The organism is Actibacterium sp. D185-2 (assembly GCF_054954595.1).
This window is the reverse complement of record NZ_JBPWNX010000018.1, coordinates 22942-49457: the sequence shown is the minus strand read 5'-3', so window position 1 is coordinate 49457 and position 26516 is coordinate 22942. Positions and strand designations below refer to the sequence as shown.

Here is a 26516-nt window from a genome sequence, read left to right as displayed (position 1 = left end):
AGCCATGTCTGGCCTCCTTGTGGTGATGCCCTATCCGGTCTGGTGCCGAAAATTGGGGCGGGGTTTCTGGCGAGGACCGCTGCAAGCGGCCCTCTCCTGAAAGCCTGCCTCCCGGCGAGGGCAGGAGGGGGGCCCGCGCAAGCTCCATGACAAGGAAGGGGGGGAGGGGGATCACCCGGCCACGCAGCTCGGCCCCCGGCCGAGACCGTGGTTGGGGACACCCCCCCTGACGCCGCTCATGGGGCTTGCGTGGGGGAACCGGCGGTTCCCGATACGGACAGGACGCGCTCGCGCGGCCTGGCCCAAGGATGCAGGGGGCGTTCGGCTTGTCCGAATCCCCCCTGCCGTGTGATCGCCGCGCTCGCGCGGGGATCTCCGAACCCCTTCCCGCCAGAGACCGGCACTCATGGGTAAGGTCACGCAACGTTGTTCGTAGGGGCGAAGGGGAGGGGGATCACCCGGCCTGCACGAAGCCGGAGGCGCAGGAAGGCCGGGGAAACCCCTTCGCCCCGTCAATCGGACAGCCTTGGGCGGGGCAACCGGCGATTCCCCTGCCGCTCATGGAGGCGTTCGGCTAGTCCGACCCCCCATGAGCCGACGATAGATCAAGCCGCAAGCTGAAGGCGCAGTGTCGTCGTTTCACCGGCGCGAAGCGGGAAATGGGCGACGGCGAAACCGCAGTCGGCAAGAAAAGAGATAATCCCGGTCGCAGTCTTGAACTCTCTCACCTTGAACCCGCCCCGCGCGGCATCCATCCGGGCCGTCACCAGCATCTGAACATCGCCGGATGGATCGACACTCTTCATGACCCAAAGGCCGTGCCAGCTCGGCCCCTTGCGGAATGGCTTTTCACGGCATTCTATTTCGAGCTGTCCGCCATGTTCCAGGCTTTGCCGCAAGCCCTGCTCGCTGATTACATTCGGGGTAAGCTGGATCTTGTTGGCCACGGAAATTCCTCGTCTGCTACGCAGCAATATTATAGCATTGCAGACAGAAAGTGCATCACCGAATGGCGGATTCCTGCCACAGGGATGCACTGGCGATAAAGGGCGTAGGGGGCTGTCTGCCCCCGCGCCTCACGGCGCTCCCCCGAGGATATTTTCAGGAAGATGAAAGATCGAAGATCATGCGAAGGTCTGGTCGTCACCGATTCCGTAGGGGTTCGCGGGGCCATAGCGAACACCATCCTGCTCGAAAAAGCCCATTCTCCCAAGTAGCCAGGCGCGATGAAGGGTGCTACCGGCGAACATGCGTCGGATCGAACGGGGGATATGCCGGCCCGTGTAGCCTGCCAGATAGGCGCGAAGATAGATGCTCTGCATCATGTCGAAAACTCCTTTGTAGCCAGAATACTAGGTGGAAGGGCGGGCCGGAAGGCCCGCCCGACGATCAGGCGCGGGGCTTGTAATAGACACAGTATCCGGTGGGGATGTTCGTGCCAGAGCTGGCGAAGCTGCCTACGCGCAGATCGCGCCAGTCGCCAATGGTGGTGCCGTGGTCGTAGTAGGCGGATGCGGGCAGGATGCAGACCAGACAGCCGCCGGGCTTCAGGAATTTCACCGCGTGATCGAGGTGTTTCTTGTAGTGCCGCCCATAAAAAGGGGGGTTCATGACCACCTTATCAAACCGCGGATCGGGCGCGACCTGAAGGAAATTCGCGGTCATGACGTGATGGCCCTTCGCGCGGGCCAGGTCGGCACGGGCGGCGTCGTATTCAACGCCTGTGACGGACACGGCCCCGCTCATCCGGTTTTCGCGCAGATCGGCGTTGCGCCGGGCCAGCTCGTCCATCAGTGCGCCGTCGCCACAAGACGGTTCTAGGATTTCCTCGCCGCCGCTAAGGTGCAGGGCGTCGATCACGGTTTCTGCCACGGGCCGGGGGCTGGCATAGAATTGCAGATCGCGGGCAACTTCTGTGCTTGGCCGCTTCGCTTCGGCCTCGTTTGGCGCGTCGGGCAACACTTCGCCATAGAACTCGGCCAGGGCGCGGTTGATGTCTTTTCGGCCCTCGGGGTCGAAAATCAGGTGGCCGTTGCCATTCTTGAAAACGCGGATGATGCCACCGCAGAAATCAGCCTCGCCGTGGCGCTGCGCCTCGTCCATCGTGTCTTCAAACTCGCGGTAGGTATAGCGCGGCTGGCTTCGATAGACGCGCAGGGCGTTAAGGGTATCTTTCACCCGCTCCCGGCCCCAACTGTTCCAGCCGGTGACATAGGAAACGATGATCCGTTTCGGCAGGCCCTCAACGCCGATTTTCACTTTGGAATGGCTCTTATAGGCCGGGTCCAGATCGGTGAAGCATTCGGCCAGCCCCTTGAGGACGTGAAAGCGTTGATCGAGCAAATAGCTCCCGAACACCTCAGCGATATTTTCCAAGGTGAAGGGCAGGGGTTTGGTCAGCTTCAAGTCGAGCTGCTGCCGGTCCTTGGCGCTGGCGATGTTCTCGATATTCAAGCCTTCGTAGACGTGTTTCCATGCGGATCGCAGCAGGGTCAGGCGCACGTCGCGCTCGTATAGGCTCGGATCGGTCGCAAAGACGCGCCCGCCGTAGGTGCCGCCGATGCAAGCGGCGGCATTGATCGCGGTTTCGGCCCTCTTGAAAGCCTCGATGGCGCCGGGGATGCTTTCGGCCTTTGCATCATACTCCGCGACGATCTCGGACAGGCTGCGCCGGATTGCCGGTGCGCCGTGGTCCTTCTGGTCGGTTTCGCCAATCTTCGGAAATTCGCTGTGAAATGTCATGCTCTCGTCCTTCATCCTTGGCCCAGGAACCGCTCGCCAGCGTTCGGGCCATATTCGATCACTTCCCAAACCTCGTGCCCGGTGCGGCTGGCGTAGCGCCATGCCGTTGCCTCGTCCTTGTGGACGCGGGGCAGGTCGTCGGGGTGTTCGCGGGTCTCAAAGGTGCGCCAGCTCATGCCTCGGTTCCCCGAGGCATGAGCTGCGAAAAGGTCGTCGTTGTCCCAAGCCGGGTGCGACTTGGCGGCGGGCAGGGGATCGACACCCTTGGTCTCGATCACAAGGCGGGCCGTGCGCTCACAGGGACAGCCATAATCGTTGCGGTAGTGCTCGCGGATTCGGACTTCGTAGCGGTTCGTCGTCTCCGGGATCGGCGCGACGGTGTATCGCTTGGGCGAAGATTTCCGGCCCAGCCAATCCGCGCCCCATGTGGCGGGATGCTTGTCGCGCTGATACTCGATGCAAGCCAGAATATTGCGCTTGTCGGAGGCGGTCAGGTGCCGCCCCTCGATGAGTGAAATCTGCGGTTTCATTGGGCCTTCTCCTGAAGGTAGGTGCGATACCCCTTCTGATCCGTGCTGCCGAAACAGATCACATGCTGATCGGCCAGATGGCGCAGGTCGCAAAGCGCATACTCCATCAGATCGGCTACCTGGCCGGAGGCGTCAGAATAGAGCGCGGTCAGTGCATCAAGGATGCGCGCTGCCTGAATGTCGGGGGTGTTGTTGGGGGCACTCATGCCCCCATCTCCGTCCAGTCAGTCGCCCAAGTATCCATCGTTGCGACGGTTTTGCCTTCGGGATCGAGCAAGCGTAGATCGGGCTTGTGCGTGGCGGCTGCGTGATGATCGCGGCCCATCTTGCGCAGCAGGTCGGGATTGGCGGAATAGACCACTTCCGCGCCGGGCAGACCGTCATATTCGGACCATAGAGAAAAAAGACGTGCGGACATAAATCGTCCTCCTTGTGGTGATGCCCTATCCGGTCTGGTGCCGAAAATTGGGGCGGGGTTTCTGGCGAGGACCGCTGCAAGCGGCCCTCTCCTGAAAGCCTGTCTCCCGGCGAGGGCAGGAGGGGGGCCCGCGCAAGCTCCATGACAAGGAAGGGGGGGGAGGGGGATCACCCGGCCACGCAGCTCGGTCCCCGGCCGAGACCGTGGTTGGGGACACCCCCCCTGACGCCGCTCATGGGGCTTGCGTGGGGGAACCGGCGGTTCCCGATACGGACAGGACGCGCTCGCGCGGCCTGGCCCAAGGATGCAGGGGGCGTTCGGCTTGTCCGAATCCCCCCTGCCGTGTGATCGCCGCGCTCGCGCGGGGATCTCCGAACCCCCTCCCGCCAGAGCTTTCCAGACCGCCCCGGCCAGGGGGACGGGGCAGGGGCCTTGCAGGCGACCTGTGGTAAGGTCTGGCGCTGCGAAAGCGACCGTTACCCGGATGGGCCGAGACTGGCCCCCTGACAGGACCATGCGCCGCGCTGCCCGGTGGCTCGGGACGAGACGGCGGGCGGCGCACCTTGGCGCAGGGACGGGCAGGGGGAAAGGCTCGGGGCGCAGGCCGCTTGTCGGCCGAAGCCTAGGGCGCGGTCCTGGGCGGGCGTGTCCTCGAGCAACCGCACGAGGTCACGAACGACCGGGATTCGCCACGAAATTCAACAATCGAAGATACTAGCACTTGCGGGATATACTTTTCGGCTATATTGTATATCCTGAAAGGATATGCACATGCCCCTCTACATCAAAGACCCTGACGTAGATAAGCTCGTTGACCGCTACCTTGCTGCCTCTGGCGCAAGGAACAAAACCGAAGCGGTTCGCACGGCCTTGCTCAATAGTATAGCGGCGTTGGAGAAGCAGGAAACCCTCGCGGAACGTGTAGCGAAGGTTCAGCGAAAGGCAGCCGAGGCAGGTCTGAAACCGCGCGAATCCGACGACAAGCCGTTCATGGATGAGCTGTGGGGTGATGACTGATGTTCATCGACGCCAGCGCGCTTTGCGCCGTGCTGCTGAATGAGCCGGAAGCCCCGGCGATGCTCAAAGCAATGGAACAGGCCCGAGGCAAGCTGATGATTTCGCCGGTTGTGCGGGTAGAAACGACGCTCGGGATCGCACGGGATCTGAAGGAAAAGGATGGCGTAACGCATATCAGCGAGGCGCACTTCGACAAGGCGAGCGAGCTTGTCGCAGACCTGCTCCAATCACTCGGCGTTCGTGAAATGCACCTCACCGAAAGCATGGGCTCGGCGGCGATCGCGGCGTTGAGGAAATACGGCAAGGTGGCCGGTCATCCGGCGAAACTCAACATGGGTGACGCCCTCGCCTACGCCGCCGCTAAGGCGTTTCATGCCCCCTTGCTCTACAAGGGCGATGATTTTGCGAAGACCGATCTCGCATGAGGTCGGAAGAAAGGAGCTTTCGATGAAACTGATAGCGGCAAACGTGATGCGCAGCCTGCCAGCGGCGGCATACCTGGTTGGCGCAGCAGCAGCCCATGCGCAGGAAGGCTCGGCTGACGATTGCGAGCTTGTGAGCGCGGCCATGTCGCAGATGGTGCAGGCGAACATCGCCAACATCGAAGTGACCGGCAACATGCTGCAAAATCAGGCCGCCATGCTGGCGCATCTGGCGACGAGCGGCGATGACGACGCCTTGGCGGCGGCGGCGGCCGTGACCGAGAACCTGGGCCAGCTTCAGGTGCCCAACGGCCCGGCCATTACGGATGGAATGGCCGCGCTGCGGCGCATGTGCCCGGAGCGGTGAGGGGGCTGTCTGCCCCCGCGCCTGGCGGCGCTGCCCCGAGGATTTTTTGGGGAAAATGAAAGGGGCGGAGGAAAGGCTGGACAGCTCCGCTCTGTTTTCTCTGCCAGTGTTCTGTGATATTTCATGCTCATGCTGAACCCGTTCCGATCCCTTCTTGAACTCAGAGGCCGGTTCATCGCGAGTCGGAAAAAGCGCGAAAGCTGGGAAGAGCGCGTGGTCGATCCGATCTTGGCGAGCGGCCACGACCAACTCTTGACGGAGGTATATCGGCATCGCTCCCGAGCCGCATTGCTCTCGCTCCTGATCGGCATCTTCCCCCTTGTCGCTTTGGTTGCTTACGTCGTTTGGGATCTCAGCTTGTTCACAGATCGAACGTTTTACACGATAGCAGCTTTATGTGCTTTCGGCACATTCTGGACAGTCCGAGAGACCGTATATCATGCACGCCAGCACACAGCTAAATTAGAACTGTGGCTCGAAGGAAACCAAACATTCTTGTAGGGGGCTGTCTGCCCCCGCGCCTCGCGGCGCTCCCCCGAGGATATTTCAGGGAAGATGAAATGCAGAAAGGCCAAGCCCCGGAGGGCCTGGCCGTTGCAGCCGCCCTACTCGGGGCGGCGCTTGAGGGTGATCCCGACCTTCAGGAAGCCGAGGTTGATCGAGATCGTAAGGCTGAGGTCGATTGCGCGCAGCAGCTTGCGGATGGCTCGGAGCCGGCGAGCGGCGATGCGACGAAGTTTGATGGAACGCTTGCGAATGAATTTCATGGTCTGTCTCCTGATTGAAAAAACGAGGCTCGGCGACACGGCGGGAAAGGCGGGCCGTCAACACGCGCGCAGCGCCCCGAAGGGCTTGGTGTTGACGGCTCGCCGCGCCGTGTAGAGTGGCCGCTGTTTTTCAAGGAGGCAGACCCTGCACCTTCGCAGGGGTCCAGTGTCGCATTGCCGCTTGTCGGCGGTTCGGAGCTGAAGGCTGTGAAGCGCGATCGGCCGCCCTCTCGATGGGGGCGGCCGATTGGTCGGGGCGCAGCGCCGCGCCCGAAGGGCAGGCGGGCCGTGAGGCCCGCCCGGGCGGTCAGCCCGCCTGTTGCCGCTCCATCTGCTTGCGGATCATGTGGGCCAGGTTGGCGAAGTTGTCGCAGGCCAGTTTCACGCCGTGGCGGGTTTCGCCGCTATTGGTCTCGTAGCTCTCGGAGCGGATGGTGCCGGTCGCGCGAACCAGGTCGCCTTTGACGGTGTTTTCCTTGACCCATTTGATGACGTTCTCGTTGAAGATGCTCACGTCGTTCCAGAAGGGTTTCGACTGAAAGTCGCCGTGATTGTCCTTGCGGCCATACTCGGCGGCGATGGAAACCCAGAGGACGCCGTTGCCTTCCTTGATCTGACCGACCCGACCGATGATTTCAAACTCAGCGAAGGTATTCATTTTTTGTCTCCTTGGTATCTTAGTGTTTCGATGAAAAACGGTCATGCTGGTCCTCGATGCGATCAAACCAAAAATCGGAGGGTCCGCAAAGCGGAAACCGATTTTTTGATTGAAGGGCGGGGCATTAGCCCCGGACGGTCGCTAAGAGAGGAACAAGCAATGTTCCGTTTGAGAAACACGGGCCAAGGAGACGGGTGAATACCTAGGTTGCACGAATTTCAGTGTCGGTTCCAGATCAAGGAAGGCAGCGGCGTGTGGATCTCGACAGGGGCTCGATTCATACTGCAAGGACAATCACGGCGACGGTCGAAACCTGGGGCGACGGATGCTCATCTGCGCAGCGGCAAATGGGTCAAGGGAAACCCGATGGCGGCCTAGCGACAACCGGCACAGGAACAGAAGAGGGCAGAGCGGCTTGCGAAACTGGCGGCGAGAAACTGGATCGAGACGCGGACAACATGCGCGACGCAGGCGCTTGTTTGGAGTTGCGGCAACAGGTGCGATGATCGTCGCGGCCTTGCTGTCGATCGACACCGGGACGGCGGCAGAGCCGATCAATCCGGCTTCAGTCTATGTGATCGACGGCGACACGATTGACCTGGGCGGTGAGCGGTTCCGGCTGGTCGGTCTCGACACGCCGGAAACCTACGATCCGCAATGTGCATATGAAAAGGCGCTTGGTGACGAGGCGACGAGGCGCTTGCGCGAGCTGATCGGCTCGGGCGAGTTGGTGGAACTGATCGTGTTGCCGGGCCGCGACCGATATGACCGAGGGCTAGCGCGGCTTTACATCGGTCGTGCGGACGTGGCCGGTATCCTGATCGGGGAAGGGCTGGCGCGGGAATACAATGGGGGCAGGCGGCAGGGTTGGTGCTGACGGCCAAGCCGCGCAGCGGCCCCTGCGCGGGTAGCGCAAGGCCGGTGCGTCGGGGCGCAGTCCCGGCGCACCGGGCATCACCCTCGGCGCGGTCCCTTTCGGAACCAGCCCATGACGATAATCGTGATGCCGATGGCGAGCAGGTAGAGAACGGCAATCATCCAGATCAGCATGAACGCCTCGCCAAGCTGCCGGGTGAATGTCCGATCCGCGCCGAACAGGAAATGCTCGGACCCGCTCATGGCCCATCCCATGACGATGCCGAATCCGAGGGCAGGCAGGAACACAGTCAGGAAGGCCAGCATATAGCGGTTGATCGTCGGTCGCCCGCCACGCCAGCAGGCCCGGACGACACGGCCCGGACAAAAGACGATCTCGGCCATGCGATACTGAACCAGATCGAGCCTATCCTTGAAGGTGGTTTCGTCGTCGTCGTGCATGATCGTCCTGAATGTCGGTCCCTGGAAAAAAGAGGCCCCGCGCGAGCGGGGCCAGTGTTATCCTCACCACAAGGATATTCTCAAAAAGCTGGCCTGCCCGGCGTCAAAGATGCGCGCGGCGGCTCCGAATTTCGTTCGACAGATTGGCGGCTTGTGCGAAGCACCCGAAGGCGATGGCTGTGCCGATCCAGTAAATCAGATTGGGGACGTTGACCCCCGCGAAGAACGCGATGCAAGCGGCGATCACGATAGTCGCGCCAGCAGCTCCGATAAAGAACCAGTTCCACATCTTGCCGATCAGTTCGGCAATGATTTCTTCAGCGTGAGCGCGGCGATCAAACATCTAAGTTCTCCTTTAGTTCCAGTCGTAGCACAGTCGATCAGTTCTCGCCAGCGCCATGAATATCCCTCAGAACAAAGCCAGTTGCTCGGGCTGAGGCCGAATGCCGACGCGCCCGCGTGGATCAATGATCCATCCGTCGCCGTCGCGCAGGATGCTGGCGTCAGGTCCGTGCTGGTCGATGAAGACGCGATCCGCCTCCACCTTGCGACTGTGATGAAAGTCGCTCGCCATGTGGCCGCTCGGGCGACGGCACCAGACGCCGGGCGCTCTGCCGCAATCGGGGCAGCGCACGGCAAGGACCGGATGACGGTGGGCGGTGAAATCAGGCATGGGCGTTCTCCAATTCTCCGAGGCGAAGGAATAGCTGTGAGGCCAACACGCGATCCTGGGCGGCGCGGTCGCGATCCTTGTTCTTCGATGCCGCCAGTTGAAGATGGTGATAAGCTGCGTGACGTTCCGGCAGCGGGTGACGATCAGGATCGGCGGCAATCTCCCGTGCCTTGAGGATCGTTACGAACAGGTCAGATGAAGCGAACAGGTTCGCGATCCTCGCGCCCGAGGCGTCGGTGCGCGACAGCGGGAAAGGCGGGCGTTTCAAGTCGATCCTGCCTTGGCTGTAGCTGTGCAGGACGCTCAACAGATAAGACGGGTCGGCGGGGTATGGGGCGCAGTCCCATGCCCGCCGCACGGCGCGGCGCTCATCGCCGGGCAGGGCGTCGATCTGGCGGCGGGCTTCATGCCACTTCTCTGCCCGCGCGCGACGTTCCCTGACTTCCTGTTCGGACCATGCCAGAGCGCGGTCTGCCATAACGCGGTCCTCGCTCGGCTGTGCCTCGGCAATCTGATCGGCCAGCAACGGAAGGGCTTCACGCTCAAGACGCTGTTTCCGGCGCAGCGCGGCCCGCTTGCGGGGCGTGTCGGTGAACGGGTGTCGGGGTGAACGCTTGAATCTCATGGGAAACCTCCATCGGCGGGCGGGGCGCTGACGCCCCGCCCTCGATCTCACTTCATGCCTTCGGGCAGCCATGCGCCGATCTTCGCGGCCTGCTCGTCGGTGACGCCAAGGGCGCTGCGCAGATCGTGGTCGCCACGGAACAGGGCTTCCAGCTTGTCGGCCTTCTCGCCCTTTTTCAGCTTGGCGAAGCTGGTGGCGGTCGGGTGATCGTCGGACAGGTCCAGCAGATCGCGCCACAGATCGTTGAGGTAGGGGCCTCCGACGCGGGAAAAGAAGTTCGCCGCATTGGGGGTCCAGACTTCGCGGATATTCGGCTGCGTCTCCTTGTCGATCATCGCGGCCAGCTTCTCGTCGCCGCCCCGATATTGAGCGGCAAGGAACCGGACCAGTTCACCGCGCACATGCTCCGGGCCTTTCTTGCGAAACGCGCGGAAGGATGCGCCAAGGTCTTTCGCATCCCACATATCGCGCGGCGGGTTGCTGGTCAGGCGCTCGTCAAGGGCATAGCCCTCGGCCTCGGTCGAAGGCCAGTTCGGAACCTCGGTCGTGGCGATGCCAAGGGGATCGTTCCAGCGCAGGGCGTGGCTCAACTGGTAAGCCAGAAGGTCAATCAGCAGATCGGGATCGCGCAACACCGCATGTTGCCGTGCGCCCTGTGCGACACGGGACAGGTCGTCGCGCAGCTTCTGGCTGATGGGGGATTTCGGCTCGGCCTCGGCGCTCGAATGGCTGGACTTGCGCAGGAACCCGGCCTCGATGGCGGCGGCCCGGTCCTCGCGCGTCACCAGCCCCTCGGCGGTCTGAACCTCGCCGCTCTGGTTGACGTAGACAAGGACGCCCGAAACGGCCTTCTGCTCGGCGCTGAATGCACCATCCAACACGGCTTGCAGCGCCGCCAGTTCGGCCTCGCCCTCGGCGTCCAGAACCTCACCTTCGGCCAATTCCGCCAGTTCGTCGTAACGCTCTGACTGCTCTTCGGTGAACGTCCCTTCATCCCGATAGATGCGGTCCAGTTTCCGTTCCTCGATCTCGTAATAACCGAGATAGGTGGTGTCCATCGCCTCGGCCCATTTCCAACCGTCGCCGGTCATGGCCTCGGCGGTGGCTTTCAGCTTCGCCTTGAACAGTTCGTCCAGCAGGGCAACATCATCGAAATAGGTCTGGTCTGCGAAAAGGTCGCCAGTGACGCGCCCGCCCTCGGCCTCGTAAGCCTCAAGGCCAACAAACTTCACGCGCCGGTCCGTGCTGCGCACCGAGTCCGGTTTGAGCATCTGCTTGATCTGGTGATCGCTGTAGCCCTCGCCGCGCACCTTTTCCAGCACGGCCAACGTGTTCGCCTCGTCCTCGCTGACAGTGAAGGCGGCGGCGTTCGACAGGGTGATTTCCCCGGCCTTCAAGGCGTCCAGAACCGACACGGGCAGGCTTGCCAGCTTCAAGCGGCGATAGACGTGCTTTTCATTGACGCCGAACGCGATGGCGATGGAGGGAACAGGAACGCCCCGCTCGGCCATGCTGCCATATTCGCGGATTTCATCGGCGGCATGGGGTTGCTCGCGGTGGTGGTTCTCGCTCGATGCCCAAATCTCGGCGGTCGCCTGATCGGGCGCGATCTTAACGGAAACCGTAGCGAAGCGCGGATCGTCTTGCAGCAGGGCCAGGGCGCGAAGCCTCCGGCCTCCGGCCACGATGCCGACCTTGCCGGTTTCGTCGCGCAGCCCTGCGAGGTTCTGGATCAGGCCAAGCTGGCGGATATTCTCGGCCAGTGCCTCGATCCCCTCGGGGCTGAACACGGTGCGCGGGTTCAGGTCGGAAACATACAGATCATCGAAGGGAACCTGTTCGATGGGGGCGATGATCGTCTCTTGCTTTGTCATGGGTCTTATCCTTGTCGTGTGGTGAGTTTTCGTGTTATTGGTGCCCCAGCCCTGACGGGCTGAGGCGAGGGGGCTTAGATAGCCCCGTGTTGTTTCAGGAAGGCGGTCCCGATCTTGGCCGACAGGCCGCCTTTCCCAACCAGCGCCCACGCTTCTGCGATACGGGCCAGTCTCCAATCATTGCTCATTTGCTCACCTCCTTCCCGGCGCGGGCTGCGCCTATCGGACACCGCCCCTCGCGGGGCGGGCCGAACTCAATATTCCTCGGGCAGAAGGATGGTCAGCACGCGGCGGGTCTTGGCGGTGTCCGTGCAATCGTCGGAACCGAACTCATAGCCCGCGTCGTAAAGGTCGATTTTCCAGTAAAGCCGAACCTCGCGTTCGCCTTCGGCCACGGTGAAGATGCCGAAATCGTGGGTGCCGTAAGGGTCGTTGTCCTCGGTGAACTCGGAAAACTGCATTACCGCGACCATGATCGCCACTTGTGCATCGTGCGACAGTGCGGCCACGCCGCGCGTCATGACGATCTGGCCGGGAACGGTGAAGTCTGCGCCCCATGTGGTGCGGAACTGGTCGTTCTGCTCTGCGATCAGCGCGACCCGCGCTGCCTCGACAGCCGCATCTGCGGTGTTTTCCGAATGAATATCAGCCATGTCTGGCCTCCTTGTGGTGATGCCCTATCCGGTCTGGTGCCGAAAATTGGGGCGGGGTTTCTGGCGAGGACCGCTGCAAGCGGCCCTCTCCTGAAAGCCTGCCTCCCGGCGAGGGCAGGAGGGGGGCCCGCGCAAGCTCCATGACAAGGAAGGGGGGGAGGGGGATCACCCGGCCACGCAGCTCGGCCCCCGGCCGAGACCGTGGTTGGGGACACCCCCCCTGACGCCGCTCATGGGGCTTGCGTGGGGGAACCGGCGGTTCCCGATACGGACAGGACGCGCTCGCGCGGCCTGGCCCAAGGATGCAGGGGGCGTTCGGCTTGTCCGAATCCCCCCTGCCGTGTGATCGCCGCGCTCGCGCGGGGATCTCCGAACCCCCTCCCGCCAGAGCTTTCCAGCCCACCCCGGCCAGGGGGACGGGGCAGGGGCCTTGCAGGCGACGAGCTGGACGCGCCTTCCACACAGCGAAGGGAAGTGAGGCGACCTGTGGTAAGGTCTGGCGCTGCGAAAGCGACCGTTACCCGAATGGGCCGAGACTGGCCCCCTGACAGGACCATGCGCCGCGCTGCCCGTTGGCTCGGGACGAGACGGCGGGCGGCGCTACCCTTGGCGCAGGGACGGGCAGGGGGAAAGGCTCGGGGCGCAGGCCGCTTGCCGGCCGGAGCCTAGGGCGCGCTCCTGGGCGGGCGCGATAGCAAACGACCAGGATTCGCCCGGAAACTACCCCTTCTCGAAGAACCCCGGATGATCCTGATGCACACCATAGCTGATAACCCTCTGTCCAAACCGGCGATTGATCCGGTCGATGGTTGCTGCCAGCTTCTCCTGCTTGTTCGGCTCACCCGGCACCAGCGGTAGAAACAGCTCGCCCGGCCGCTCGGAAAGCGGGATGACTTCGCCCAGGTGGACGCCGATCGACAGCACATATCCGTGCCGCTCATCGCTAAACTGCGCCCATTGGCCCTCGAACAGCTTCAGGAAAATCGTGGAATCTTGGCTCGGCGTCAGGGTTTTCGCACGGGTCCAACCGCGGCCTTCAGGCAGCCGGATCATGAGGGAAAACCGCCGGGCGCAATAACCGTCGCGCCGCATTCGCTCGACCGCTTTTTCAGTCAACCAACGGCCAACCAAACGCGCTGCATCCGGCCGGCGATACTGCGGAGCGAGAACCTTTGAGTTGCCGTAACCGTTTCGCTGCGTGGGCAAGAGCGGAATATCCATGCCCTGCAACGCTCGAACGAACCGCTCGCCTTCGACAGACCGCCAAATCTGCCGGGCGTGGCGCGGATCGAGCGCATAGAGTTCTGCAACGCCCCACACGGCGGCTCTCTGCAACCGGGCTTTGATGCCGTGGGAAATCCCCGGCAGATCGTCAAGCGACAGATGCGCGATGCGGTCGGGCATGTTTTCCGGGGCAAGCCATTGCAGGCCGTCCGGCTTTTCGAGCTTGCCGGAGATCTTCGCAAGCAGGTGGTTCGGCCCGATACCCACAGAACAGCGCAGCTCCGATCCGACCTGTTCACGGATCGCGGCCTTCAGGCGGCGGCCGAGATCGAGCGCGGCCGACAGCTCTGCTGTCTGACCGCCGAGTGCGACCTGAAATTCATCGACGGAGCGGACGGCCTGAAGCTCAGCGATCTGGTCGATGACGCCGGCGATCTTCTGGTTCACGCGGACATAGAGGCGATGGCGGCTCGGGCGGAAAATGATGCCAGGGCATAACCGGCGCGCGTCGTAGACGCGCGTTCCGGTTTTGACGCCGAAGGCTTTGGCTTCATAGGACGCCGCGACACATGCCCCCGATTCGGCGCTGATGGCGGTAATGCCGACAGGCTTTCCGCGCAGCGACGGATCGGCCTGCTGCTCCACGCTGGCAAAAAAGCTATTCATATCAATGTATAAAGACCGCATCGGGGTCATGCGTCACGATCCTGCTTGTAGAGAAATACCATATGTTCTTATTTTGTTCTCATGGCGGAACGCAAGGATCAACTTCGGAACGTGGCTTTCGGTGGCAACTGGTCAGAAGAAATTCTGATCGTGGGCGAGCTGCGCCAGGTGCTTGCCCTCGTCGAGACGGCCGCGGCCGATTGCGCGGATCGCGATGTGGAGACAGAAGAATTTCTCTCGGCCATGCTCTATGTTCGGAAGAACATCGAGAAAGGGCCGATGCTGACAGGTGCCTTCTTCAAGGCACTACGGATCGAAAATCAAAGCCTGCGCCGGGCGGAGGCCCTGCGCGTGGCGAAGATGATCCGAGGATGGGCCGGACTGTAGGGGCGCGGAATGTGCAATCTATATGCGAACATCGCCACGGCAGAGGCCATGCGCCGGCTGTTCCAGGTCTCGGCCGACCTCGATCGGCTCGGGAACGCTGAACCGAGGCCGGCTATCTTCCCGAAGGGACTGGCGCCGGTGGTGCACCTCGATGCTGACGGAAAGCGCGAGCTGATCGAAATGCGATGGGGTTTTCTCACGCCGCAGGTGTCGAAGAAAACCGGCAAGCCGATCAAGCCCGCCGCCTGGAACAATGCGCGCGACGACAAGCTACGAAAAAGTGGCCTCTGGCGCAGCAGCTTTGAGGATCGGCGTTGCCTGGTCCCTGTCACGAGCTTCAACGAGACCAAGGGCAGGCAGCCGGCGACGGATTATTGGTTTGCGCTCACGGGCGAAGATCCCGATGAACGGCCGCCCTTCGCCTTCGCGGGGCTCTGGCGGGCGGAGAATCGCGAGATGATCGAAGATGATGAAACGGATCTTCGGCATACCGTGGTCACGACCGAAGCGAACGAGCTGATCCGGCCTATCCATGCGAAGGGGCGAATGCCGGTGATCCTCGAACCGACGGGCTATGAGACCTGGCTGGCGGGCAGCCCGGATGAAGCGGCCGCGCTGGTCCGGCCATTCCCGGCAGACAGGATGCGGATCGTCTTGCACGGGGTGGGAGAAAAGAAAGACTGTGGCGACAGCCCGCGTGCGGGCTGAGGGGGCTGTCGGCCCCCGCGCCTGGCGGCGCTCCCCCGAGGATACTTTCAGGAAGATGAAAAGACAGGGAAGATCACCCTCCGGCGTTCCTGCTATATTGCACGTTGATCAGCGCCCCCTTACTTTCAATTTTGCTAAGTAATTTGAGAGGATGATTAATGTTTGAAGGAATGCTGAACGATCGTGTCACGCTCGTAAAGAAAGACGGCACGGTAGCGAAAGAGAATATCCATGCAATGGTGCAACCCAAGACCATTTTCATGGACGATGCGACCCTGCCAATTGAACCGGGGGACAGGCTTCTCCGCTTGCTACCGTCAGGGCTTGTGGACGAGTATATTGTGAACGAGCCGGGTTTCTATTCTGGCCTAAGTGGCATGAAGGCGCATTTCCAGACAAAGGTGAAGCGTAGCGATGCACCAGCAGCACAACCCAGCACGATCATCAACAACATCCAGGGCAACAATGCTCGGGTGAACATCAATTCCACAGACAACTCGCAGAACCTGGCGATGGAGATTGGCGCCTCGGAAACCTTACGCGCGCTTCGGGAAGAGTTGGACAGGTCCAGCATTCCGGCTGACGACGCTCACGCCATCCGTGAAGCTATCGAAAAAATGGAAACGGCCAGTTCGAAAGAAGGGTTCAAAGAAGGCTACCAGAGCTTCATGGCCGCGGCGGCGAACCACGTTACCGTCTTCGCGCCGTTTCTTGGTGCCCTGGCGAGCTTCCTGTAGTCTGTCCTCACGCAGCCCTCACGTAAAAGAGATCGGGGGCAGCGGGCCGGTCCAGCTTTTCGGCACCGCTCCGAGAGATGATCATCACGTCTCGATATCCAACTCTGGCAGTGCGTTGACGATCTTCATGGTCTCCAGACTCACGGTGATCACGCGGCGGAACAGGTCGAGGGGATAGCGCGGATCGCCCACTGTCTCATTGGCGTAGTCATTCGCGTCGTTGACAATGCCGCTGGCCTTGTCCTGCTTGACCACCTGCCGCTCCATCACCCATTCGAGCGCGGGTCTAGCGTTGACCACGTAATCGTAGGCCTCCAACGGCACGTTCTCCATCGTGATGTTGCCGTTGTAGATGACGGTGGTCTTGTCCTTTTCTTTACCCTTACCACCGAACTTCATCTTCGTGACGCGATAGAACTTCACCGGGTCGTTCTGCGCCTCATTGATAAGGGCGTGATCACCTTCTTTGAAGGTCACCATGTAGGGTTCAGCCGCTTCGAAATTCACATGAAGATCGCTAAGGGCGCCACCCGCGTCGCGGAAGGCGGCGAAGTCGGCAAAGCTCGTGACCGCCGGGATGCGGGGTAGGGCCTTGGCGAGATTGTTTTTGAACCGCTCGCGGTAGTCGGGCGCGTGCAGCAGGCCGTAGATGTAATAGAACAGGTCTTCCTTGCTGATCTCTTCCCCCGGATAGGCGGCTTGGAAATGCGCAAGGCCTTCATCGGTGATCGCATCGCGGCGGGTGAGGCCGCTGGCCTGATCGCCCTCGGTGGCAAAGAGGCCCTCTTCGGGTTGGGCTTCTTCGTAGAGGTAGAGGGGGAAACACTGGCCCGAGTCGATGGTGTGGAGGTCAGGTAGCCTGTTGCTCATCAACGCGGCAAATCCCGCTCGCGCGCCCGTTCCAGATACTTGGATGACCAAGTTTTCCAGATTCGGGTCGGGGAAAATGCGTTGCATCTTTCCGTAGCGGTGAACGAAGATAGGTTCGCCGTAGAAATTCTGAATACAGAATGGGCGATAATGCGCCTCAGTGATCCAACCGCCTGAAAATTCGCCACAGATGCCACGCTCATACTTGGAGGTGAGACTGCTTGACCACTTGATTTTCTTCGGATCATTGGTCGCATCGGCCAAAGATTTTCCAGCGTCAATCTCTGCGTTGTAGGTCGCGATCATCTGTTGCATGTTGGACGACAGCTTTTGCCGCGACGAGTTGTAGACCCAAGGATCGCGGTTGGAGTTGATTCCTAGGCTGGCCAGTTCGAATACCGCGTCCTCACTTGGCCCGCCCCGCTCGCCTGACCCAATGAGAATGAATTTATCAAAGTTACGATCCACCTGATCGAGCCAGTCACTATTCTCGTCCGGTGTGATCGCGCTCCAACCGCCAGATTTCGAAATTCCGTCAACGGAAGCGAAATCACGAATGATGTTAAGCTTTTGCGTGGTTGTCAGGTCGGGCCCGATGTCATGAAAATGTATCTGCCCGTGCTTGCTCGCGTTGGCGTTCTTAACCAGAACGGCAACGGAAATGCCGGTCATACTGCCCGAACCAAAGACGTTTTGCCCTTCGCGTGCCGCCCCCTTCGAAAGCATGTTTTTCCGGATGTCACCGCGCAGGTGGAAGATGTAGAGGTCGCTGAACTCCTCGGCCAAACACTTGCGCATCCCATCAGCGAATGATCGTTCAATCCATGCGCTGCCCGAAACGAAAGCCATGACACCTGCGTCACCGATGCGCTCGCTGGCCCATCGGAAGGCACGGATGTAGCTGTCATAAAGGTTCTGAAGGTTCGAGGATTTGGAGTGCGCCGCGTAAGTCGCGCTGATAGACGCATCCAGTTGAGGATAGTCAATGTTGGCAGCGTTGTCGTTCGCGCTCTTCTGCCCCGCCGAATAGGGCGGGTTGCCGATGATCACGCGAATGTCGAGGGCCTTCTGTCGCGTGCGGCGCTCGGAGTTGTCGGGCAGGAGGTTGGCAACCATGTCGCGCTCCTGTTCATACATCTGGAAGGTGTCGGTCAGCAGGATGCCTCTGAACGGCTCGTAGGGCGCATCTTCCGCCAACTCGCCCTGCATCAGCTCGTGATAGACCGTCTCGATGTTGATCGCAGCGATGTAATAGGCCAGCAGGACGATCTCGTTCGCGTGGATTTCCTCGCGGTATTTATGTGCCAATTCTTCGCGCGCGATCAGGCCGGATTGCAGCAGGCGGGTGATGAAGGTGCCAGTGCCGGTGAAGGGATCGAGGATGTGGACGCCTTCGGACCCAAGGGTCTGACCGAACTGCGACTTCAACACGTCATTGACCGAGTGGATGATGAAATCGACCACTTCAACCGGCGTATAAACAATGCCAAGCCGCTGCGTTAGGACCGGAAAGGCCCCTTTGAAAAAGCTGTCATATAGCTTGTAGATAAGCTCCTGCCGCCCATGCGCTGTCACCACATCGGCCGCACGGCGCTCCACACTCGCGTAGAACTTGGCCAAGCTGTCAGATTCCTTGGCCAGGTTGTGTTCGTGTAGTTGGCCCAGCACGATCTCCATCGCGCGGGAAACGGGGTTTGCCTTGGTGAACTGACTGCCCTTGAACAGTGCGTCGAAGACGGGGCGCGTGATGAGGTGCTGCGCCAGCATCTCGATGGCCTCCGCTTCCGTAATGGCGGGGTTCAGATCGTCCTGAAGCTCTTCAAGGAAAGCGAGGAAAGCGTCGCGCTCGGCCCCTGGCTGCCCGACAATTGTGGTTATGCGGATGATGTGGTCCTGAGCGATCTTGGCGATGTCCTTGGCCCAGGTATCCCAGTATTCGCGGGTGCCGCATTTCTGGACGATTTTGGCCATGATGGCGCGGGTGAACTCGTCAAAGACGAATGCGCCCTGCACGGCTGTAGGATCGCCAGAACGCTGGCTATCGCGGCCTTCATTGCCGATATCAGCCCCGGCTTTTTCGGCCTTGGTCTTGCTGGTGGCGAAGTCGTCCACCACAGCAGTCAGGTCTTTCATCTCAGTTTCTGACGAAATCCGAATGAATTCTACCTTGTCGCTGATATCCTCGCCCAGATCGGCCTGATTGATCCGCGCATCGAGACGTTCGTCATGGGCGCGCAGTGCGTTGAGAATTTGCCAAACAACCTTGTAACGCTCGTTGTCGTTCAGGGCTTCTTCTGGCTTCGTATCAGGCGGGATTGCGACGGGCAGGATCACATAGCCCAGTTTCTTTTCGCCCTTGGGGTCTTTGCGCATCACGCGGCCAACTGATTGCACAACGTCGATCTGGCTCTTGCGCGGGTGCATGAACATGATGGCATCGAGAGCGGGCACATCCACGCCCTCGGACAGGACTTTGGCATTGGTGAGAATGCGGCAGATATCGTCTCCCGCATCAGCCTTTAGCCAGTTCAGAAGCTCGTCACGGGCACTGGCGTTGTAAGTGCCGTCTACATGCCGGACCTCTGTGCTCAGATGTCCTCCGTCGTCAAACAGGTCGCTGCCGGTATACTCATCAACAACCTTGGCAAATTCGCGTTCGATAACTCTAGATTTGTCGATGCTCTGGCAGAAGGCCAGTGCACGCTTCATGGGGCGAGGGTCGAATGTCAGATCGCCTTTCAGGTCGCTCTTGGTCAGCGCCTTGTAGCATCCAATGATTTTGGTTGCGTCGTCGAGTGTCAGCTCAGGCCCATTTTTAAGACGATTCTGGATGGTGTTGGAAATCAGTCCCTCATCCACTGCGAGAACGATGACTTTGTAATCGCAAAGCTGGTCATTCTCGATGGCCCAACCAAAGCCACGATGAAACAGGTCTTTGCCGAACTTGATCTCATCATCCATCGAGGCCAGTTCTGCATCGTGATCGTCGGCTTTGCGCCGAGCCGCATCCCCAAAAATCCTTGGTGTGGCCGTCATGTAGAGGCGCTTGCTTGCGGCCACGTAGTCGTTGCTGTGGATGCGGACGAAATTGCTGTCGTCTTCGTCTTTGAGGGTGACACCGGTGGTTCGGTGCGCTTCGTCGCAGATCACCAAGTCAAACGCGGTCAGGCCGTGGTTCATTTGTGCCCGCGTCAGCACGTCGATTGAATGATAGGTCGAGAACACCACCGTCATCTTCGCTGGATCAGCGTCTTTGACCTGTCGGGCCAGCCTCTCTGGGTCTGTCGTCGCTGGAAAAGCGAGGTCGTGGACATTCAGATCCAGGCTGTCCGCATCAGCGTTGCGTCCGACTTTTGTATCCGAACAAGCGGAAAAGGCCGTGAACTCTTCCTGGCAGTCGTTCTTCCATTCCCGAACGGTCTGCGACATCAGCGCGAGCGACGGCACCATGAACAGCACGCGCTTACCAGGTCCCCCGATGGTTTCGGCAATCCGAAGGCCAGTAAAGGTCTTCCCCGTGCCGCAGGCCATGATCAGCTTGCCACGATCTGTCTCTTCCAGACCTTCGGTCACTGCCGTCAAGGCTTCGCGCTGGTGATCCTTGAGCGTCTTTTTAGGCGCGAGACTGACATTCCCGGTGCGGATGAACTGCGACCAGTCAATCCGGCTGGCTTCCAACTCGTTGATACCGATCCGGTTCCAGTCCTTCGAGAGCTTGTCGAGGGTTTCCTTGGTATTGCGCCCGAAGTCTTTCTGCGTGGTATCCGCGATGACTAGCCGGGTGAAGAGATCGTTTGACGCCGCTGATATGAAGCTGTCGATATCTGGCTTCTGGATCACATGGCTCGGGGCATAGAACTTGCACTGGATGGCCGCATATCCTGACCCGTCCGCCAGCGTTGCCACCAAGTCTATCCCGGTATCGGCATTGCTCCAGCCCTGTTCCTTGGCCCATTCCGCAAAGGGAACCACCGCAGAGTAGAACTGCTTCTGGACGTCATCGTGGGTGAGGAACACGCGAACCAGACGTTCAAAATAGTCGCCCTTCTCGCGTTCGTTGGTGGAAGCAGAGCGGTAATTCTCCAATAATCCAATAAGTTGCATATTCAATCTGCCCCTTCTGCCCGGTCTCTAAAATTGAGTTGAGAGCGGTTCTTTTTGATGTCTTTAGCCGTCGCTACTGGCCTGATATAGTGGATTATGGTGTGGGCCCGTATCAGCCAAATCGAACACCAAACAATCCACCAGTCTCTATTTGGTCTGTTAGCTTGGTAGGGTTGACGAAGCTCTGAACATCAAAGTCTTTACGAAAACCATCCTGGGGGAGAGCGTCTGAATTCATCGTCACGATGTACTGAAACCCAACTCTGGCCGCATGGTCAGCGCCAAGTTGTAGGGCCTTCGCGACCTGACGCTCATCAACACCATCGAACAGATGGCTGTCATGGATCAGGAAACCTGGGCCAATGCCACGACGGGTAGCCAACTCGGCCAGCATCAGATCAAAGCAGAAAATCTGCATGTTCGTGATGCCCTTGCTGCGCTGCGAGTCGATCTTCACTTCGAACGTCGGGCCGTTCGGTGTTGCCGCAATGGTCAGGTTTCCCGCCTGTTCATAAAGTGCCTGTGAAAGCTCCTCGAATATGACAATGGCTTCGTTCACAATGGGGCTGCGCTCATGGAGGTCGTTTTGGAGAGCTTGACGGAGACGGGCGCGTTCGATTTCAAGCTGGACTTTCGTGCTTTCAATCCGTTCGGCAATCTCTAGCTGCTGGCGAAGCCCTTCGACATTCGCTTCGGCCCGTCCAGCCTCTTCCTGGAGCTTCGAATAATGCTCTAGAGCGCCGCCAGATTGAAGTATTCCCATGAGCTGTGCCCGCCGCCGATCGAGATCGATACGTTCGGCAACCCTTGTGGAAATACGTATCTCGGCGGCTGCGATCTCAGCCGATAGATGGGCCTGACGGTTCCGAACGATGGCTTCGTGGAACTGCGCGACCTCATCGAAGCGCCGGCCAACCGTGCCCGGAAGTACGACGCCGGCCTCGCTGTAGAGCTTTTCGATGTTGTCGGCGGCGGGTGGGCGCTCGTCCTCAAGCGAGGACGTGAGTTGCAGGATCAGCTCGCGGTCGATCAGGTTCTCGTCGTTGACGGCCGAAATGGTCCGAGTAATCTCTGACGCTTCCTGTTCAATCGCCGCATATTCCGGGACGACATTGAACGTGGCGAGCTGCTGCTGAAGCTGCCGCGCCTTGGTCTCGGCAATGGCCAGACGTGTGCGAAAATCAGCAGCGTTGCCGTAGAACTTCCCCAAGTTGCCCTGCTTCGCGGCCTTGCGAAGCTCCGCCATCGCCTTTTCCTGCGCTCGGATTTCTTGAAACTCTTGGGAAATACCGGAGTCGAGACCGAGAAGGTAGGACACCGCTACCTGCTGATCCCAATTTTGCTGCTGACCCGATTGCTGGGTCGGCTGAACGAACCCTCCGCTGTTCTGGCGGCGGGCAAAGTAGGAGAAGAGGGATCGGAACGTTGCACCAAAGCGGTTTTGGGCGTCAGGGTCCACGGGGAGGCCGAACATCAGCACCCCAAGGTCAAATTTCCAGTTGTCGTTCGATAGAATAAGATCTCCGGTCTTGGCTTCCAAGGCGGGTTCTATTGGCCAGTGGGAAGTCTCGCCCTGTATTCGGATGCGAGATGGCTTCGAACCGGATCGCGCTGCCGAAATGACATGCCCGCCAATGTCGATCTGCATCTCAAATGCGGATGCGACCAACTCGTCCGTCCTGAAAATGCTGTCTGGCTTGGCGTTGCCGCCGAACAGGAAGTGGATCAACTCAACAAAGCTCGTCTTACCCGCCCCGTTGCGAGACTGGCGGTCCGTTGCGTCGGCGCTCTTCTCCGCGAGAAGAATATTCAGCCCTGGCGCAAACGTCAGCGCCTTGAAACTATCGAGATCGCTCGTGATCGTATGGATCATGTGGCTGCCTTTTGCAGCACACCGCTGTCGAAATCCACAGCCTTCACGATGAAAAGAAGGTCCAGCGCTAGAATGAACCAATCATATGTGATCGCAGACGGTTCCGGCGTTTCGCCACGCCGTTTGCGAAGCTCGTCCCAGACACGGGAGACGGTCATCGGCTCGCGCAAACAACCCAAAATCTCCGCTCCGATAGTCAGTAGCGCGCGTTCTGGTCTGATATGCTTGGTCGGCAGGATCATGTTCCCACGTCCTCCCCGATCTGATCCTCAAATATGTCGCACCGCTCGAAGAAGTAGGACATGACCGCGAGAACCGCCGCCTGATGCGCCGGTGTCCCCTCCATGCCTCCGGCGAAGGTTTGCAGTGCAGTGAAGATCTGGTCGGGCGACAGGTCTTCTGCTTTCAATGCCTGATACCGTTCTCGAAACCCCTGAGCAATCTCCTCGCCGAAACTCGGATCGGGCCAGTCGTTGAAAAACCGCTCGACCAATGGTTCACGACGGCGGCCTTGGCGCAGCAACTCGGCGGCGTCGGCCGAGAGATCGTTCGCGTCCAGCTTCGACGCCGAAGGGGCTGATAGGGGCGGGTTGTCGTCCGGGGAGAGCTTTTGGATCAGGGACACAACAGGGCGCAGGGCCTCGTAGTCCAGTTGGGCCATCGTGCGCTGTGACGGGACCGAACCGAACAGGTCTTCGAGCTGCGGGACAGAAAGCGCCATGACGACTGCGAACAGTTCTGAATACCCAGTCTGGTCGAGGTGGATGGTCGGATTCGCCGTGCCAAGGTCCGCCAACTTTTGCGTCGCGTCGGCGGGCAGACCGTCATCTTCGTTGTGCACGAAGGACCAGCGGTCCATGCGGTTGCCCCAATGCGCTACCGCTCCGTTGAAATCCTCATCCATCTTGGCGAGCAGGTTCGCCAGCTTCATGAAGGACGGTGCGTAGCACTGGAAAACGGTCTTGTCGCTGACGCGGTAGCCATCGCATTTTAGGTCGCCGCGATTTCCGTAGGGCCGCACAGCCTGAAAATCACCGGGGGCAGCGTGGCCCATGATCCTTGAGAACAAGTCCTCGAACGCCTTTGCCTTGCGTTCAAGGAAGGCGATCCGGAATTTCAACTGAAAGAACGCGCGTTGGAGGCTATCCATGCTTAGACCGTCTCACGCCGACTCTCCGAGCGCGCGTTGGATAGTGCTGCGATTCACGCCTAGAATTTCCGCCATGCCGGTGACGGTCTCGCGTTTGGCGGAGATTGCCGCCTTGGCATGGGCGATTTGGGCGGGCGTAAGGGCAGGGGGGCGGCCAAGCCGTTTCCCGCGCTTTTTCGCAGCCCGCAGGCCTGCTTTGGTCCGCTCCTGGATCAGACTGCGCTCGAACTCGGCCAAGGCACCCATGATATGAAACACCAAACGCCCACCAGCAGTCGTTGTGTCGATCCCGTCGGTCAAACTGCGAAACTCGACCTCGCGTTCCTCAAAGGTTTTCAGAAGGTGGATCAGGTCTGCGATGGACCGACCAACCCGATCCAGCTTCCAGACGACGATCTGGTCACCTGGGCCGAGAAGGTCAAGCGCCTCGGAAAAACCGGGACGGGTCTCAGCGGCGCGCTTGCCGCTTTGCCCCTTGTCAGTAATGATACGGTCGCACCCCACATCGGTCAGCGCCTCGATTTGGAGATCGAGGTTCTGCTCTTCCGTTGAAACCCGTGCGTAGCCTATTTTCATGGAATCTTTTTGCACGAGGTTTTTGCGGCAGTCCACCCATAAAGAGTTCAGTGACTTACGAAAGAGCAACAAATCGCTGCAAAAAGGGTCATTTTCGCGGCGGATCGGCATATCAGTAACCTGCAACAACAGCCAAAGTTCGGCCGTAGGGTGGTGTCGTAAATGATCGCATGGGGGCTGTCGGCCCCCGCGCCTAGCGGCACTCCCCCCAGGATATTTCAGGGAAGATGAAAGGGCGGAAATTTGCGCAATGTTATTGTCCAGAGTCCATGATTATGATATTGACGGGGTGCGATACAGGCAGGGATGCCGATGATCGCGGAAGGTGAAAGCGTCATGCGCTGTTCTCCAAGAGGGTCGGGACCGCGAGGTGCCGGCCCTCTCTCGTAGAAAGGGTCTCATATGAAAATCATTCTGATATTGGTGCTGTTCAACATGCAGTCTGGTTCGGAGGTCATCACGGCCGAGTTTGACGATGTGGAGGCATGCGAGCTGGCGGCGCTGCGCACGTTCCAGGGCGTCCGCGCAGAAGTTGAAATGCGGGCGCTGGAACCGGCGGGGGCGACGATCGCCGGCACTGTCATCGCGCACGGCGATGATGGTGCGGAACTTGGCATGTATAGCTGCAACCCATCGCGGTCGGCTCGCGGGAACGGATGATCGCGGCATTCTAGTATCCGCGTCGCCGCTGCAATCCGATCACGCTACCGACAAGATTGAGATTACCCCGTTTGTGGGCCCGGATCATGCCGCGCAGCGCCCCGCCGGCGTTGCGCACCGGGGTTTGTGGGTGGTCACGGTTTGCGTCGAGGACCAGGACGCAAAGCGTGGCGCCGAGGCGGCCGAGTTCACCGCACGCGGATCGCCAGGCGGAATAGTTGATGCCGAGGGGCGAAAGCATGTCGTGGGCTGCGTCGATCATCGCTTCCTTGGTGATTTGGTTGGATTTTACTCGAAGGGCGGTCTGGAAGTCAGACGATGCTAGCTTGAAAAGCTGCTCCGGTTCAAAAAGCGCCTCAAGTTTGGGGTTGATAACGCCGCTCTCCGCCTCACACTTGCTTTCTAAGCAAATATCGGGGCCGGAAGGCCCCGATCTAAGGAAACTATTGTGCGCGGGCTTGCCCGCGCTCCTTTTATCAACGCTTGCGTTACAGATTACTTTAGGAATCTGCTTGTTGTCCTCTTGTATAAAGGACCGGAAGGTTTCTGCCGGTTCACAGGAAGAATCAGGTAGGTTTTCAATGATCTCCTCGATTTCTATACACAGCTCAGTGGCGGCTTCGACATGAACTTCGAGGGGATCCAGCCCGAGGGAATGAAGCCGGTCAGAACGCGGCCAGGCATTGAAACGGGCGAGGACCGAGGCAACGGCATCGTCTTCCAGTGCTTCTGGTGTGAGTCGAGCGATAGCTTCCTTCATCCTGCGCAGGCGAACGCTGCGTAGGCTCTTCAGCTCCTTGATCCGCTTTGTCACGGCGCGCTTCTCGTCGCGCATCGCCAGCAGCTCGGCAAAATGCGCCTTGAGGGGAGTGAAAAGCAGGCCCCGGCCGGTTCCAGCCTCGCGGGCGCCATTCGCCTTGGTATCGCGAACGAGGATGTTCTTGCGCTCGAAATTGCGCTCATGGCTGCGGAGTTGGCGAGCGGTCATGTGAAGGCGCTCAGCCATCGTCTCTTGAGTGCCGTAGAAGGTTGGGGCCGCGCCAGGCTCAGCCCAGTCCTTCTCGCTTGTGCTGCCGAGAAGTTTTGTCAGCACGAAGATGGCTGCGCCACTCAGGTTAAGGTCCGGGCCGATCTCGCTGATGACGGCAATTACGTCGCGGCGGGTCATGCCCTGCGGCAACGCGACTTGTGGTGAGTAGTTCATTTCCTTGTCCTTTTCTGCTCGTTGGACAAGGCGGCGATGCAAAATTCTCCTGTTCGCACAGATGCGGTTTTTGCTTGTTTGGCTGTCGGGAGGGTGATAGAACCAATCCTGAAACATGATCTGTTGGACTGTTCGGAACGCCAATTCCTAGGTTCTTAGACCCCCCCTCGCTTGGTCGCCGCCTTGCGGGGGGTTCTTCTTTTGGTGGGTGGTGTTCTGCTCTCCTTGTGTTTTCCGATTCTAAAGATCGTTCACGACAGGCATACTCTCTTTAGATGCCTGTCGCAATTATAG

29 protein-coding genes are annotated in these 26516 nt (G+C 60.0%); 8 read left to right on the top strand and 21 right to left on the bottom strand.

Annotated elements, in window-relative coordinates; all coding sequences use genetic code 11:
- Positions 1 to 605 precede the first annotated feature (605 nt).
- From ACSR1C_RS18255 to ACSR1C_RS18230, 6 genes are all read right to left on the bottom strand, one after another.
- Positions 606 to 947: a hypothetical protein gene (locus ACSR1C_RS18255; RefSeq protein WP_460260835.1), complete on the bottom strand. Its 342-nt coding sequence runs from the start codon at positions 945 to 947 to the stop codon at positions 606 to 608.
- A 177-nt stretch (positions 948 to 1124) separates the two neighbouring features.
- A complete protein-coding gene (locus tag ACSR1C_RS18250) occupies positions 1125 to 1325 on the bottom strand; it encodes a hypothetical protein (RefSeq protein ID WP_460260834.1) in 201 nt (66 codons plus the stop codon).
- Positions 1326 to 1389: 64 nt separating this feature from the next.
- Complete coding sequence (locus ACSR1C_RS18245) at positions 1390 to 2742, bottom strand: DUF4942 domain-containing protein (RefSeq protein WP_460260833.1); 1353 nt, start codon at positions 2740 to 2742, stop codon at positions 1390 to 1392.
- 11 nt (positions 2743 to 2753) lie between these two features.
- A complete protein-coding gene (locus tag ACSR1C_RS18240; RefSeq protein WP_460260832.1) occupies positions 2754 to 3272 on the bottom strand; it encodes a hypothetical protein in 519 nt (172 codons plus the stop codon).
- Complete coding sequence (locus ACSR1C_RS18235) at positions 3269 to 3478, bottom strand: hypothetical protein (RefSeq protein ID WP_460260831.1); 210 nt, start codon at positions 3476 to 3478, stop codon at positions 3269 to 3271. Before ACSR1C_RS18235 ends, ACSR1C_RS18240 begins: the two co-directional genes overlap by 4 nt.
- The gene (locus ACSR1C_RS18230; RefSeq protein ID WP_088716850.1) at positions 3475 to 3690 is read right to left on the bottom strand and encodes a hypothetical protein; all 216 of its coding nucleotides are present in this window, start codon (positions 3688 to 3690) and stop codon (positions 3475 to 3477) included. The genes ACSR1C_RS18235 and ACSR1C_RS18230 overlap by 4 nt, the downstream gene beginning before the upstream one ends.
- A 771-nt stretch (positions 3691 to 4461) precedes the next feature.
- On the opposite strand from ACSR1C_RS18230, the gene ACSR1C_RS18225 reads away from it, so the two are divergent.
- Genes ACSR1C_RS18225 through ACSR1C_RS18215 form a run of 3 tightly spaced genes read left to right on the top strand, consistent with a single transcriptional unit; the run spans position 4462 to position 5496 of the window.
- The gene (locus ACSR1C_RS18225; RefSeq protein ID WP_074647545.1) at positions 4462 to 4707 is read left to right on the top strand and encodes a type II toxin-antitoxin system VapB family antitoxin; all 246 of its coding nucleotides are present in this window, start codon (positions 4462 to 4464) and stop codon (positions 4705 to 4707) included.
- The gene (locus tag ACSR1C_RS18220) at positions 4707 to 5132 is read left to right on the top strand and encodes a type II toxin-antitoxin system VapC family toxin (RefSeq protein ID WP_088716897.1); all 426 of its coding nucleotides are present in this window, start codon (positions 4707 to 4709) and stop codon (positions 5130 to 5132) included. Before ACSR1C_RS18225 ends, ACSR1C_RS18220 begins: the two co-directional genes overlap by 1 nt.
- A 22-nt stretch (positions 5133 to 5154) precedes the next feature.
- Entirely contained in the window at positions 5155 to 5496 is a 342-nt protein-coding gene (locus ACSR1C_RS18215) for a hypothetical protein (RefSeq protein WP_460260798.1), read from the top strand.
- A gap of 605 nt (positions 5497 to 6101) precedes the next feature.
- Here the strand turns inward: ACSR1C_RS18215 and ACSR1C_RS18210 are convergent.
- Together ACSR1C_RS18210 and ACSR1C_RS18205 are read right to left on the bottom strand one after the other, a co-directional pair.
- Complete coding sequence (locus tag ACSR1C_RS18210; protein ID WP_157903891.1) at positions 6102 to 6263, bottom strand: hypothetical protein; 162 nt, start codon at positions 6261 to 6263, stop codon at positions 6102 to 6104.
- A gap of 307 nt (positions 6264 to 6570) precedes the next feature.
- Positions 6571 to 6921, bottom strand: coding sequence for a single-stranded DNA-binding protein (locus ACSR1C_RS18205; RefSeq protein WP_074647520.1), 351 nt, complete (start codon positions 6919 to 6921; stop codon positions 6571 to 6573).
- A gap of 502 nt (positions 6922 to 7423) precedes the next feature.
- Between ACSR1C_RS18205 and ACSR1C_RS18200 the strand changes: the two genes are divergently transcribed.
- Positions 7424 to 7798 carry a thermonuclease family protein gene (locus ACSR1C_RS18200; protein WP_181180965.1) on the top strand — a complete coding sequence of 125 codons (375 nt, stop codon included), beginning with the start codon at positions 7424 to 7426 and terminating at the stop codon, positions 7796 to 7798.
- A 77-nt stretch (positions 7799 to 7875) separates the two neighbouring features.
- Here the strand turns inward: ACSR1C_RS18200 and ACSR1C_RS18195 are convergent, their stop codons facing one another.
- From ACSR1C_RS18195 to ACSR1C_RS18165, 7 genes are all read right to left on the bottom strand, one after another.
- Positions 7876 to 8238: a hypothetical protein gene (locus tag ACSR1C_RS18195; protein ID WP_088716893.1), complete on the bottom strand. Its 363-nt coding sequence runs from the start codon at positions 8236 to 8238 to the stop codon at positions 7876 to 7878.
- A 103-nt stretch (positions 8239 to 8341) separates the two neighbouring features.
- Positions 8342 to 8581: a hypothetical protein gene (locus ACSR1C_RS18190; protein WP_460260799.1), complete on the bottom strand. Its 240-nt coding sequence runs from the start codon at positions 8579 to 8581 to the stop codon at positions 8342 to 8344.
- A 66-nt stretch (positions 8582 to 8647) separates the two neighbouring features.
- Complete coding sequence (locus tag ACSR1C_RS18185; RefSeq protein ID WP_088716891.1) at positions 8648 to 8911, bottom strand: zinc finger domain-containing protein; 264 nt, start codon at positions 8909 to 8911, stop codon at positions 8648 to 8650.
- The gene (locus ACSR1C_RS18180) at positions 8904 to 9536 is read right to left on the bottom strand and encodes a hypothetical protein (RefSeq protein WP_460260800.1); all 633 of its coding nucleotides are present in this window, start codon (positions 9534 to 9536) and stop codon (positions 8904 to 8906) included. The genes ACSR1C_RS18185 and ACSR1C_RS18180 overlap by 8 nt, the downstream gene beginning before the upstream one ends.
- Before the next feature lie 47 nt (positions 9537 to 9583).
- Positions 9584 to 11410, bottom strand: coding sequence for a ParB/RepB/Spo0J family partition protein (locus tag ACSR1C_RS18175; RefSeq protein ID WP_460260801.1), 1827 nt, complete (start codon positions 11408 to 11410; stop codon positions 9584 to 9586).
- Between the two features lie 254 nt (positions 11411 to 11664).
- Complete coding sequence (locus ACSR1C_RS18170) at positions 11665 to 12063, bottom strand: DUF3768 domain-containing protein (protein ID WP_460260802.1); 399 nt, start codon at positions 12061 to 12063, stop codon at positions 11665 to 11667.
- 720 nt (positions 12064 to 12783) lie between these two features.
- Positions 12784 to 13983: a DNA polymerase Y family protein gene (locus tag ACSR1C_RS18165; protein ID WP_460260581.1), complete on the bottom strand. Its 1200-nt coding sequence runs from the start codon at positions 13981 to 13983 to the stop codon at positions 12784 to 12786.
- A gap of 51 nt (positions 13984 to 14034) precedes the next feature.
- Here ACSR1C_RS18165 and ACSR1C_RS18160 point away from each other — a divergent pair, with 51 nt between their 5' ends.
- From ACSR1C_RS18160 to ACSR1C_RS18150, 3 genes are all read left to right on the top strand, one after another.
- Positions 14035 to 14340 carry a hypothetical protein gene (locus tag ACSR1C_RS18160; protein ID WP_460260580.1) on the top strand — a complete coding sequence of 102 codons (306 nt, stop codon included), beginning with the start codon at positions 14035 to 14037 and terminating at the stop codon, positions 14338 to 14340.
- Between the two features lie 9 nt (positions 14341 to 14349).
- Positions 14350 to 15048 (top strand): SOS response-associated peptidase, encoded by a 699-nt coding sequence (locus ACSR1C_RS18155; RefSeq protein ID WP_460260579.1) that lies wholly within the window; start codon positions 14350 to 14352, stop codon positions 15046 to 15048.
- A 158-nt stretch (positions 15049 to 15206) separates the two neighbouring features.
- The gene (locus tag ACSR1C_RS18150) at positions 15207 to 15785 is read left to right on the top strand and encodes a hypothetical protein (RefSeq protein ID WP_460260578.1); all 579 of its coding nucleotides are present in this window, start codon (positions 15207 to 15209) and stop codon (positions 15783 to 15785) included.
- An 84-nt stretch (positions 15786 to 15869) separates the two neighbouring features.
- Here ACSR1C_RS18150 and ACSR1C_RS18145 read toward each other — a convergent pair whose 3' ends face one another.
- From ACSR1C_RS18145 to ACSR1C_RS18125, 5 genes are all read right to left on the bottom strand, one after another.
- Positions 15870 to 20759: a DEAD/DEAH box helicase gene (locus ACSR1C_RS18145; protein ID WP_460260583.1), complete on the bottom strand. Its 4890-nt coding sequence runs from the start codon at positions 20757 to 20759 to the stop codon at positions 15870 to 15872.
- Positions 20760 to 20871: 112 nt separating this feature from the next.
- Positions 20872 to 22632 (bottom strand): ABC-three component system protein, encoded by a 1761-nt coding sequence (locus ACSR1C_RS18140; protein WP_460260577.1) that lies wholly within the window; start codon positions 22630 to 22632, stop codon positions 20872 to 20874.
- Positions 22629 to 22874 (bottom strand): ABC-three component system middle component 6, encoded by a 246-nt coding sequence (locus tag ACSR1C_RS18135; protein ID WP_460260576.1) that lies wholly within the window; start codon positions 22872 to 22874, stop codon positions 22629 to 22631. Before ACSR1C_RS18135 ends, ACSR1C_RS18140 begins: the two co-directional genes overlap by 4 nt.
- A complete protein-coding gene (locus ACSR1C_RS18130) occupies positions 22871 to 23782 on the bottom strand; it encodes an ABC-three component system protein (protein WP_096705227.1) in 912 nt (303 codons plus the stop codon). Before ACSR1C_RS18130 ends, ACSR1C_RS18135 begins: the two co-directional genes overlap by 4 nt.
- 12 nt (positions 23783 to 23794) lie before the next feature.
- Complete coding sequence (locus ACSR1C_RS18125) at positions 23795 to 24469, bottom strand: recombinase family protein (RefSeq protein ID WP_460260575.1); 675 nt, start codon at positions 24467 to 24469, stop codon at positions 23795 to 23797.
- A 291-nt stretch (positions 24470 to 24760) separates the two neighbouring features.
- Here ACSR1C_RS18125 and ACSR1C_RS18120 point away from each other — a divergent pair, with 291 nt between their 5' ends.
- Positions 24761 to 25018: a hypothetical protein gene (locus ACSR1C_RS18120; RefSeq protein ID WP_460260574.1), complete on the top strand. Its 258-nt coding sequence runs from the start codon at positions 24761 to 24763 to the stop codon at positions 25016 to 25018.
- A 10-nt stretch (positions 25019 to 25028) separates the two neighbouring features.
- On the opposite strand, the gene ACSR1C_RS18115 is transcribed toward ACSR1C_RS18120, so the two are convergent.
- Positions 25029 to 26339: a helix-turn-helix domain-containing protein gene (locus ACSR1C_RS18115; RefSeq protein WP_460260573.1), complete on the bottom strand. Its 1311-nt coding sequence runs from the start codon at positions 26337 to 26339 to the stop codon at positions 25029 to 25031.
- Positions 26340 to 26516: the final 177 nt, after the last annotated feature.